Genomic DNA, 10,445 nt, shown 5'->3' on the forward strand with positions numbered 1-10,445 from the left:
TCCGGCCGCGAGGAGGCACTCCAGCCATGAACCATACCCACAGCGACCTCGCCGCAACTCTGGGAAACACCATCCTGCGGGACGTGACACTGCGCGACGGGCTCCAGCTCACCGGCAAGCTTCTCTCCACCGAACGGAAAGTCGAAACGGTCCGGGAGCTGCTGCGGCTCGGTGTGCCGGCCATCGAGCTGGGCTCCATGGCCCGCGCTGACCTCGTTCCCACTATGGCGAACACGCTCGAGGTCGTTCAAGCCCTGACCCCTGAGGAACTGGAAAAGTGCTGGATCTGGGTAGCAACCCCCGGCCATGTGGCCAAAGCTTCAGCTGCCGGAGCCCGGAATTTTCAGTACTGCCTGTCCGCGTCGGATTCGCACAACAAGGCGAACATTGGCCGCACCACGGAGGAAAGCCTCGCCGCCCTGCCCCAAGCCATCGAGTACACCAAAGCGGTTGACGGGCAGATCCAGCTCTGTATCGCAACGTCGTTCACCTGCCCGTTCGAGGGGTACGTTCCGGAGGAACGCATCCTTTCCATCGCAAATGATCCGAGGGCCGAGGGCACCACAGACATCGTCCTCTGCGACACCCTGGGCCAAGCCATCCCTGCCCAGGTCTCCGGATTGATCGCACGGGTGCAGAACGAGTCTCCCGCCCGGCGGATCGTCTACCACGGCCACGACACCTGGGGCCTGGGAGTAGCCAATACTCTCGCCGCCATCCAGGCCGGTGCCGTGATGGTGGACGGCGCACTCGGCGGACTGGGCGGCTGCCCCTTCGCCCCCGGAGCCAGCGGCAACACCTCCAGCGAAGACATCCTCTTCGCCACCCGTCCCGAATGGCTCACCACGGAAGGCTTCGCGGACCTCGTGGTCCTGTCCGAGAAGCTGCTCGCCGAACTGGGTGAACCGAACCGTTCGAAAGCTGCGCAGGGTGCCCGGTCCCGGGCCGAAGCTTTCGAATGGGTCCTCCCCGCAGACGCCGCAACCCCTGACTGCACCACTGGACGGAATTGACGATGGGCAACCATTTCCTGGTCACCACTGCCATTCCGGAACCTGGGCTGCAACTGCTGTCCGACGCCGGTCAGGTCACAGTCCTGCCCGAACCGCCTGACTACCGAACACTGGCGAAACTACTTGCTTCGGGGGATTTCGACGTCGTCCTAACCCAGCTGCGCGACGTCATCGACGCGCCGCTCCTCGCTGACGCCCAGGTCAAAGGCATCTCCAACTACGCCGTCGGCTACAACAACATCGACGTCGACGCCGCCACTCGTCAGGGGATCCTGGTGGGCAACACTCCGGGTGTCCTGACCGACGCGACGGCGGACATCGCCATGCTCCTCATCCTCGGCACCGCCCGGCGCGTGATAGAAGCTGACCGGCTGGTCCGCGATGGCAACTTCCTCGGCTGGGAACCGGAGCTCCTGCTCGGCAGGGATGTCTCCGGCGCCGTACTCGGCCTTGCCGGGTTCGGCCGGATCGCCCGTGCCACCGCCCGCCGCGCATTTGGGTTTGGAATGGACGTCATCTTCTCACCGCGGCCGCCGGGCGACCGTCCTGTCAGCGATGAGGAACTGGGGGAGTTCGCCGGGAAAGTGCGGCAGGTTCCCTGGGCTGAACTCGTAGAGCAGAGCGATTTCCTGTCCCTCCACGTTCCGCTGAATGACCAGACCCGGCATCTGGTGGACGCTCAGGTGCTGGTGGCGATGAAGCCGGACTCCATCCTCATCAACACCGCCCGCGGGCCGGTGGTGGATGAGGCTGCCCTCGTGGAGGCGCTTCGCGCCGGGACCATTGCCGGTGCCGGGCTGGACGTGTTCGAGGACGAGCCGAAACTCACAGCCGGGCTGGCCGAGCTGCCCAACACGGTGCTGCTGCCGCACGTCGGCAGTGCCACCGTGCAGGTCCGAAGCGAGATGGCAAGGCTCAGCGCACTCAACGCCATCGCCATTGCCGAGGGCCGCCTGCCGCTCCACCCGGTCAACCAGCTCGTCCCGGCATGACGATTCTTGTTGCCCCGGACAGTTTCAAGGGGACCTATTCCGCCGCTGAGGTCGCCGCTGCCATTGCCGCAGGCATCGAGGATGGAGGACTGGAGGCCGTCGAACTGCCTGTCGCCGACGGCGGCGAGGGAACCTTCGAAGCCCTTTGCCGCAGCCTGGGAGCCTCGCCGGTGACTGTCGACGTCGTTGATTCCTGGGGTGAGCCGCTCCGGGCCGTCCTGGGGCTGGCTGCCGAGGGGACCGCCGTCGTCGAGGTAGCGCAGGCGAGTGGCCTTACGGCCGCCCGGAACACCCCGGCTGACGCCATGTCGGCCAGCACATACGGGACCGGGCTGCTTATTGCGGCCGCTGTCAGCCGCGGCGCCGCCCACATCCTGGTGGCAGCAGGCGGTTCTGCCACCACCGACGGCGGGGCCGGAGCCGTACAGGCCATTTCCGAAAGGGGCGGTCTTCAGGGGGCCCGCATCACCGTCCTGTCCGATGTCACCACAGGCTTCCTGGACGCCGCCCGCGTCTTCGGACCACAAAAGGGCGCAGACCCAGCCACGGTAATACTGCTGGAAGAACGGCTGGAGCAGCTGGCGGCGTCCTATCCGCGCAATCCGGCGGGCGTACCACGGACCGGTGCGGCAGGCGGCCTGTCCGGCGGGTTATGGGCCTACTTTGGCGCGGAACTCGTGTCCGGCGCGGATGCCGTCCTGGACGCTGCCGGCTTTGATAAATATCTGGAGACGGTTGCGGCGGTAGTGGTAGGGGAGGGGCGGCTGGATTCGCAGACCGGCGAAGGAAAAATCATCTCCGCGATCCTGGAGCGCGTGCGGAAATCCGGCCGTCAGATTCCCCTGATCGCCGTTGTCGGCTCCGTAGCCGAGGACCTGGGAGACTACGCCCAGAACTTCGCCGAAATCCACATCGCCACAGATGCGGCTGCGATGCGCACGGCGGGAAAGGCTGTCGCGGCGCGCTAGCTCCCCTGGTTTCCTGGCGGGTCTTACGACTCGCCAGGAAAACGGCCGCCGATCAGCCGTGTCATGTGCTCCGCTGTGCTGAGCAAGGGCTCCACCCAGGCTTCGCAGGTCTCAAGCGGCATCCGAAGTGTTGGTCCGCTGATCGTCACAGCGCCAACCAAACCCGCCGCGGAGTCAAAGACCGGGGCCGAAAGACCGGAAGCCCCGTCTTCACGCTCGCCCACCGTAATCGCGAACCCATCCCGCCGGGTCTGCTTGACGGCAACAGCCAGCTCCTCCGAGGTGGTGATGGTGGATTCGGTGATCTGTGTCAGGGGATCGCGGAGGACTGCGTCCATCAGCTCCGGATCCCACGCCAGCAAAACGCGCCCCGCAGAGCCAGCGTGAAGCGCCGCCACCTTGCCCAGGTGCATCTCGCGGCGAAGGGCATGCCGGGTTTCCGCCATTGCCACGCAGACCCGGTAGTGCTGTTCGGATTTGAAGAAACACGTCGTTTCGCCCGTGGTATCGCGCAAGGTCTTGAGCAGCGGGCTCAATATGTCCACAACTTCCATTCCGCGGGTTGCCGGCGCGGCCCAATACGCCATCCGCATACCGATGCGGTAGGCATCTTCCTCCCGGTCAAGGAATCCCTGGGACGTCAGGTTGGTGACCAGCCGCTGGACGGTGGACGTGGGCAGTCCCGTGTGCTCGCGGATATCGCTCAAGGACAGAACCGGCCTCGCGAGCGAGAAAGCATCGAGGATCGAGGTGATCTTGCCCAGGACAAGGAGCGGGTTGCCGCTGGAGTTAGCTGAAGCATCGGACGCCATGGAACTCACGCTAGACGCTGCCCGCGACTGAAGCCACTTGCCCCCTTCCGGCATCGTCCGCGTGCCATCTCCTGGTTGCTTTTCCCCTCCACATCTGGGGGTGTCTGGTGGACACTGCCACGAGCCGGCCAAGCTGCGTAGCGTGATGGGTGTGGACGGAAAAGACGACATCCGCGAGTTCCTGATCTCGCGCCGCGCGAAGGTCAGCCCGGAGCAGGCCGGCATCCCCAGCTACGGGGAGCTGCGCCGCGTGCCGGGCCTGCGGCGTGAGGAGGTGGCGCAGCTGGCCGGGGTGAGCACCGATTACTACACGCGGCTGGAACGGGGCAGCCTCCGCGGCGTCTCCGACTCGGTCCTCGAAGCCGTGGCATCCGCCCTTCAGCTGGACGAGGCCGAACGGGCACATCTGATGGACCTGGCAAGGACGGCGAACGCGCCGTCACGCCGTCGAACGCCCCGGCGTCCTTCCCAGCAGCGGGTCCGCCCTGGGGTTCTGCGCCTGCTGGACGGGATGACCGGCGCGGCAGCGATACTGCAGAACGGCCGCTCGGACGTGCTCGCCGCGAATCTCCTGGGCAAGGCGCTGTATGCGGACGTGTTCAACTCTGAGGTGTCGTACGGGCCGGACGTGCCGGGCAGGCTGCCGAACCAGGCACGCTACCTCTTCCTCGACCGGGGCGCCGGCGACCTGTATCCCGACTGGAATGCGGTGGCGGCCACCACGGTTGCGATGCTGCGCTCGGAATCGGGCCGGAATCCCCACGACCGGGCGCTGAACGAGCTGGTAGGGGAGCTGACCACGCGCAGCGGCCTGTTCGCCGCGCTCTGGGCCGGGCACGACGTGCGGATCCACACCACCGGAACCAAGCGCTTCCACCATGCCGTGGCCGGGGACCTGTCCCTGCAGTTCGAGACGCTGCACCTCCCCGGCGACGAAGGCCAGACCCTGTTCGCCTTCACCGCGGAGCCGGGCTCCGCCTCCGCAAGCGCGCTGGCCTTCCTCGCCAGCTGGGCGTCAGCGCCGTCCGCTGCAGCCACCGAAACAGCCTCCGCCGGCGATCCTGCCGGCGGCGCCACCGTCCCCGCCCGCCACCACGTGCAGGCGGAATCACGCATTACAGGAAAGACAGAACCACATGAGTGAACTGACCCTATCCACAGAACAGAACGCCAACCGGACCGGCAAGAAGGTCTGGTTCATCACCGGCGCCGGCCGCGGACTCGGCACCGACATCGCCAAAGCTGCCCTGGCCGCCGGGCATGCAGTGGTGGCCACCGGCCGCAACCCCGACAAAGTCGCCCAGGCGGTCGGCGACCATGAGAACCTCCTGACCGTGAAGCTCGACGTCACCGACCCCGCGGACGCGACCGCCGCCGTCCAGGCAGCAGTGGACCGGTTCGGCCGGATCGACGTCCTGGTGAACAACGCCGGCAACTTCTACGCCGGGTTCTTCGAGGAAATCACCCCGCCGGACTTCCGGACCCAGATCGAAACCACCATGTTCGGCCCCATCAACGTCACCCGCGCCGCCCTGCCGGTCCTGCGGGCCCAGCGATCCGGCCTTCTGGTCACCATCTCCTCGACCGCCGGCATTCGCGGGCGGCGAGTTCCTCACCGCGTACGCCGCCTCAAAGTTCGGTGTGGAGGGCTGGGCCGAGTCGCTGGCGCCGGAAGTAGCCCCGTTCGGCATCCGGTCCATGATCGTGGAGCCCGGGTTCTTCCGCACTGAGCTGCTGACCCCGGAATCCACCAGCTACGCCGACTCCACCATCGAGGACTACGCCGAGCGCACCGAGCAGACAGTCAAAGCCTGGACGAGCATGGACGGCCAGCAGTGGGGAGACCCGGCCAAGCTCGCCGATGCCCTGATCCAGCTGGCCGAACTGGACGAGCCGCCGCTGCGCTTCGCCGCCGGCGCCGACGCGGTGGAGACCTTCGAGGCGCGGGCGAGGACGCTGGGGGAACAGGCGAACGCCCACCGCGACCTGTCCAGCAGCCTCGCCTTCGCCGACGCCTGACAAAGGGGAACGTACGACGACGGGAAGCGTCCCGCCGTCGTACGTCCCCTTGTCCATGAGGCGGGTTAGGGCTCCGTCACTGCCACGGAAATGCTGTGCGGCGGCAGGGTGAAGGTGGCTGCCTCATCGGCCTTGATGACACTTGAATCAGGCGGCTGGTTGGGTTTGGGTTGTCCGCCGTTCCCTTCACCCTGGCTCGGGTTCCACTTGTACTGTGCGGACCCGTACTGCTCGAGGGCGATCTCCCCCTCAACCACGTCGTGCTCACCTCCGGTTTTGTGCATCAGCCGGACTTTGATCGATTTTTGTGGGTCCTTGTTGAACAGGAGCACACCCAGGCTGCCGTCGGGCCGGCGCAGCGCGTAGGCGGTGACCAGCGGCTCACCCTTCTGGTTGTTGATGTCGCTGGTGGCGGTATGGACGGTGTGGTTGCCGTCGCTTCCATGCACCCAGTGCTCGTTTACAAGCCGGGCAGCTTGGAACGCGGCCAGGGGCCGGATTTTCCACTCATCGTAGAACTGCAGCATCATCAGGTTTCCCCACGAGTTGCAGTTCTTGCCTTCCTTTTCCTGGAAAACCCAGTTCGGTTCCAGCCCGTAGTAGTAACTGGTCTCCCCGCCCAGGGCCAGGAAAAGGGCGGCTGTTTCGGCATTGATCATGGCTCCGGGCAATTCCAGTTCCACCTGGCCGGCAAAGGAGGAATACCCGTACTCGGTGATCACCTTGGGAATGTCAGCCGGAAGGCCGGCCTGCTCCTGGCGGACAAGGAGGTCCTTGAGGAGCTTGGGGTGTTCGGCCAGTGGTGCGGTGGGATCAGCGCATACATCGTCGAACGGATACCACTCGAAGGAGAAGAAATCGAAGTCCTCCATCTTGTTGCGTTCCCGCAAATAGGACACGAAGCGGCCCGTCCAGGACCTCACGCCCTTCGCGTCGGGCCAGTGCACCCACTCCGGCAAGGTGGTCTGGTAGCCCGGGCCTCCGAACTCGACGGCGGGATCAACCTCTTTCATCGCCCGGGCCATCTGCAGGTACAGCGCCGCGTAATGTTCGGGCTGGGCGAGCTGGCCGTCCGGTTCCTCACCGATCTCGACGCGTTCCACCGGGTAGCCGCGCTTCTTCAGGTAGCGCAGCAGGGCTGCGGCGTCCTCCGGCACGCCGTACAGTGCGGGAACCGGAACCATCATCGGCTGGCCGTTGGTGATGCCGCTGTCGAAGAGCCGCTCGAAGCTGGCGTGCTCGTAGTGTTTGTCGATGTCGCCTGCACTGTGCCACGGGTCGGTGGAGGACGTCCACATCTCCGTCTGCTCCTGGGAGGGCGTATGGGCGATGTAATCGACAAACCCGTCGGCCGTCTCCTGCCCGATGGAGAGCTCGCGCACGGCGAATCCGAGCTTGTCGCGGACATCGGTGGAACCCTCGGGAGCGGTGTCCGAATCCTGGGTCAGTACGATGCGCAGATACTGCACATCCATGGGTTGGGGCGCGATCCGTACGGTCTGGGAACCACCGGTTCCTGTGTGCGTGCCTAGCGGAAAGTCGACCCACTTCCCGTCGTCAACCGGAAAGTGGGCGTCCTTGCCGGACCAGTACTGCACCTTGAAACCCGTGGCGAACGGCGTACCCCAGTCGAACATCACGGTGTCGATCGGAAAAGCGTGGGGGAAGACGGCCATGATCCACTGCGGGTTCAGATCGTCCGGTTCCCCGGTGAAGTGCGAGTCCAGGTACGGGTTGCTCTTCCAGAACGTGGAGAGGTCTCCGTCGGAGAGCCGGGAGTAGCCGTCGTTCTTTCCCTGGTCGATGGTGTTTCCGCGGCGGGGAAGGCGGTACCCCTGGGACGCCCGGTAATCTTCCTTCGGTTCATCCGAGGAGACCCAGTACCCCTGCTCCGCAGCGGGATCGCTCCATGTCCCGCGCGGATTCCAGTGCCAGGCCTTGACGCCGAGTTCTGTGCGGAGCCGGTAGCTGATGGGTCCGAATCCGGCCGTTTTCATCGCCTGGACGTTGGCGGGGGTCCAGACCTTGTCGATTTCTCCTTCTTCCAGGCCGTCCACGCCGGCGCCAAGGACCCGGGTGCCAGGGAACTCGTTGAGCGTTGTATCCAGATCGATGGTGACGGTTGCATCCACGGCCGGCAGCGTGGGAGGAACGACGGCGAAGCCATCGAGCATTTCCACCGTGAGGAGGGCCGTGACCACCAGCAGCACCATCTTCTCGACGCGCCAGGGTTCCCTGTGCCGTTGCTTAAAAGTCATGCGTCCCTCCAGGAACCTGACAATTCACATTCCCTCCTCGCGATCAGGGGGGTGGGAACCAGCGGTCCCCTAAGCCCCCGGGTCTCAAGCCAGGGCGCCACAAAACGTAGTTCGACGCTACAAGGAGACCGCGGCCGGGCGCACGAGTATTAATTACCTACAACGCGCAGGCCCACTACTTGCCCAGGTTCGTTGCACCAAGAGGACGTACGACGGCGGGAGTCCTAGCCCTCGGCGTTTCAGGCGCTGAGGTTCCAGTGCACCCGGATGGCCTCGGCGATCGGTCCGGCGGCGACGTCCACGCGGAAGGCAACGGGCGCAGTGCCTGTCTCTTCGATGACTGCGTCGCGGTACACACGGCCGCATTTGGGGCACAGGGTGTAGAGGTCCTCATCCGCGGGCCATGCCGCCAACTCCGGAGGGACCGGCAGATCTCCTCCTGCATGAACGGGCACGCCCTGCGAGTTGGCCTGGATCAAGCCATCCTGGCTGACCGTGTTGCCGCAGACGCAGGTGATGGTGGTGACATCATGACCCACCACAGTGGCGGTTTCAGCGTCCACAATGACCTCCCGGGGTCTGGAAGGGAGCTGTACCTATCAGCTTATGCCTGCTGGTCAGCGGCCACAGCATCCCCATCGGCCAGGCCTACCCAACTTCCGCAGAATCCATTGCCTGCGTGCGGTGCGGGGTTCACTATAGAGGCTGTCGGGAAGGCTGGGGCCGCCTACTGGAAGCGCTCACCGCCCTAGGATCAAGGATTCACCATGGATAACGGCTCCGTCTCCCCGAACCGACGTACGCTGCTGAAAGCGGCCGGAATGGGGGCGGCCGGTGTTGCCGGCTTGCCCCTTCTGTCCGCCTGTACGGGCGCATCGGCGCAGCTTGCAGCGTCATCGGCGCCGGCAGCACTGCTCCCGGCCCCGCCTCAACAGGTCGAGCCGCTACTGGACCGGGCGAAAGTCGATAATGCCCTGGCCAAGCTCGAGGGATTGATCCAGGACGCCATGGGAAGTACCGGGCTCCCGGGCATGGCCGTGGCCGTGGTGTACCGGGACGAGGTCCTGTACTCCAAAGGCTTCGGGGTCCGGGAAGTCGGCAAGCCCGGGGAGATCACTCCCGACACCGTGTTCCAGGTGGCTTCCGTGTCCAAGCCCCTGGCGTCCACCGTGGTGGCAGGAATAGTTGGACAGGAGGTCATCGCCTGGACAGACCCCGTCATCGAACACAACAAAAGCTTCGCCCTCAACGATGAATACGTCACCCGGAACGCAACCTTCGCTGACCTGATGTCGCACCACAGCGGGCTCAAAACGGGCTCGGGTGACCTGCTGGAGGACCTCGGATTCGACCGGGCCTACATCCTCAGCCACCTCAACCAAGAGCCCCTGGACACGTTCCGGGCAAGCTACAACTACAGCAATTTCGGCTTCACGGAAGCCGGCCAGGCGGCAGCGGATGCGATGAAGATGACCTGGGAGGACCTGGCCGACGAGGTCCTGTTCCGGAAGCTGGGCATGTCCGCCAGCGGCTACCGTTACGCGGACTATGAGCGCGCCTCCAACAGGGCCACCATCCATGTTCCGCTCGGGAACAAGGAGTGGGCGGCAAAATACCGCCGGATCGCCGATTCCGAGGCTCCGGCCGGGGGAGCGAGTTCGTCGGTGCGGGACCTGGCCCAGTGGCTCCGGCTGCAGCTCGGAAACGGCAGCTACGAGGGCCAGCCCGTCATCGATCCGGCCGCCCTCCAGACAACCCGCGTTCCCCACTCGGTCTCCGGGCCGGCGCAGGCTCCGGCAGCCCGGTCCCGTTTCTACGGACTGGGCTGGAACGTCTCCTACGATGACCAGGGCCGCGTCCAGCTGGGGCACTCCGGAGCTTTCAACCTGGGCGCAGCCACCGCCGTCGCGATGCTTCCCGGAGAACAACTGGCCATCGTGGCACTGACCAACGGGCGCCCGCAGGGGATTCCGGAAGCAATCTGCGCCGGCTTCCTGGATGCGGCACAGCACGGATCACCCACCGTCGACTGGCTCACCTTCACCGCCGATGCATTCAGGCGGATCGATGAGTCAGACAAACCTGAGGTGGACTACACCAAGCTTCCGCCCAGCCCCTCGCCTGCCGGGCCGGACAGTGCCTACACGGGCACCTATGACAACCCCTACTACGGCCCGCTTGTGGTCCTTGAAGAGGGCGGAAAACTGGCCATGAGAATGGGGCCCGCCGGCAGTCCCACCACCTTTCCGCTCACGCACTTCGACGGCGACACGTTCAGCTTCGAAACCATCGGTGAGAACGCCAACGGCCTGGCCGGAGCACTGTTCGCAGGGGCAGGCGGCGGCCCCTCGCCGAGCGTCACGCTGGACTTCTACGACCGGAC

General features: G+C 65.5%; 10 protein-coding genes. 7 read left to right on the top strand and 3 right to left on the bottom strand.

Annotated elements, in window-relative coordinates; translation table 11 throughout:
• Positions 1-26: 26 nt before the first annotated feature.
• The 3 genes from P2Q66_RS19520 to P2Q66_RS19530 are packed head-to-tail and all read left to right on the top strand — an operon-like array spanning position 27 to position 2,973.
• Positions 27-1,013: a hydroxymethylglutaryl-CoA lyase gene (locus P2Q66_RS19520; RefSeq protein WP_275730813.1), complete on the top strand. Its 987-nt coding sequence runs from the start codon at positions 27-29 to the stop codon at positions 1,011-1,013.
• 2 nt (positions 1,014-1,015) lie between these two features.
• Complete coding sequence (locus tag P2Q66_RS19525; protein WP_275730815.1) at positions 1,016-2,005, top strand: D-glycerate dehydrogenase; 990 nt, start codon at positions 1,016-1,018, stop codon at positions 2,003-2,005.
• Positions 2,002-2,973, top strand: a complete 972-nt coding sequence (locus P2Q66_RS19530) for a glycerate kinase (protein WP_275730817.1) — start codon at positions 2,002-2,004, stop codon at positions 2,971-2,973. Before P2Q66_RS19525 ends, P2Q66_RS19530 begins: the two co-directional genes overlap by 4 nt.
• 23 nt (positions 2,974-2,996) lie before the next feature.
• Here P2Q66_RS19530 and P2Q66_RS19535 read toward each other — a convergent pair whose 3' ends face one another.
• The gene (locus tag P2Q66_RS19535) at positions 2,997-3,785 is read right to left on the bottom strand and encodes an IclR family transcriptional regulator (RefSeq protein WP_275730820.1); all 789 of its coding nucleotides are present in this window, start codon (positions 3,783-3,785) and stop codon (positions 2,997-2,999) included.
• Between the two features lie 145 nt (positions 3,786-3,930).
• On the opposite strand from P2Q66_RS19535, the gene P2Q66_RS19540 reads away from it, so the two are divergent.
• The 3 genes from P2Q66_RS19540 to P2Q66_RS19550 are packed head-to-tail and all read left to right on the top strand — an operon-like array spanning position 3,931 to position 5,804.
• Positions 3,931-4,929, top strand: coding sequence for a helix-turn-helix transcriptional regulator (locus P2Q66_RS19540; protein WP_345795651.1), 999 nt, complete (start codon positions 3,931-3,933; stop codon positions 4,927-4,929).
• Positions 4,922-5,515 carry an SDR family NAD(P)-dependent oxidoreductase gene (locus P2Q66_RS19545; RefSeq protein ID WP_275730825.1) on the top strand — a complete coding sequence of 198 codons (594 nt, stop codon included), beginning with the start codon at positions 4,922-4,924 and terminating at the stop codon, positions 5,513-5,515. The genes P2Q66_RS19540 and P2Q66_RS19545 overlap by 8 nt, the downstream gene beginning before the upstream one ends.
• Positions 5,427-5,804, top strand: a complete 378-nt coding sequence (locus P2Q66_RS19550) for a hypothetical protein (RefSeq protein ID WP_275730826.1) — start codon at positions 5,427-5,429, stop codon at positions 5,802-5,804. Before P2Q66_RS19545 ends, P2Q66_RS19550 begins: the two co-directional genes overlap by 89 nt.
• 65 nt (positions 5,805-5,869) lie before the next feature.
• Here the strand turns inward: P2Q66_RS19550 and P2Q66_RS19555 are convergent, their stop codons facing one another.
• Positions 5,870-8,062, bottom strand: a complete 2,193-nt coding sequence (locus P2Q66_RS19555; protein WP_275730829.1) for a discoidin domain-containing protein — start codon at positions 8,060-8,062, stop codon at positions 5,870-5,872.
• 239 nt (positions 8,063-8,301) lie between these two features.
• Positions 8,302-8,625: a hypothetical protein gene (locus tag P2Q66_RS19560; RefSeq protein ID WP_275730831.1), complete on the bottom strand. Its 324-nt coding sequence runs from the start codon at positions 8,623-8,625 to the stop codon at positions 8,302-8,304.
• 204 nt (positions 8,626-8,829) lie between these two features.
• On the opposite strand from P2Q66_RS19560, the gene P2Q66_RS19565 reads away from it, so the two are divergent.
• The coding region (locus P2Q66_RS19565) for a serine hydrolase (protein WP_275730833.1) at positions 8,830-10,445 on the top strand (1,616 nt) is incomplete at its 3' end.

The organism is Arthrobacter sp. Cr_A7 (assembly GCF_029222765.1).
Taxonomy (GTDB): Bacteria; Actinomycetota; Actinomycetes; order Actinomycetales; family Micrococcaceae; genus Arthrobacter.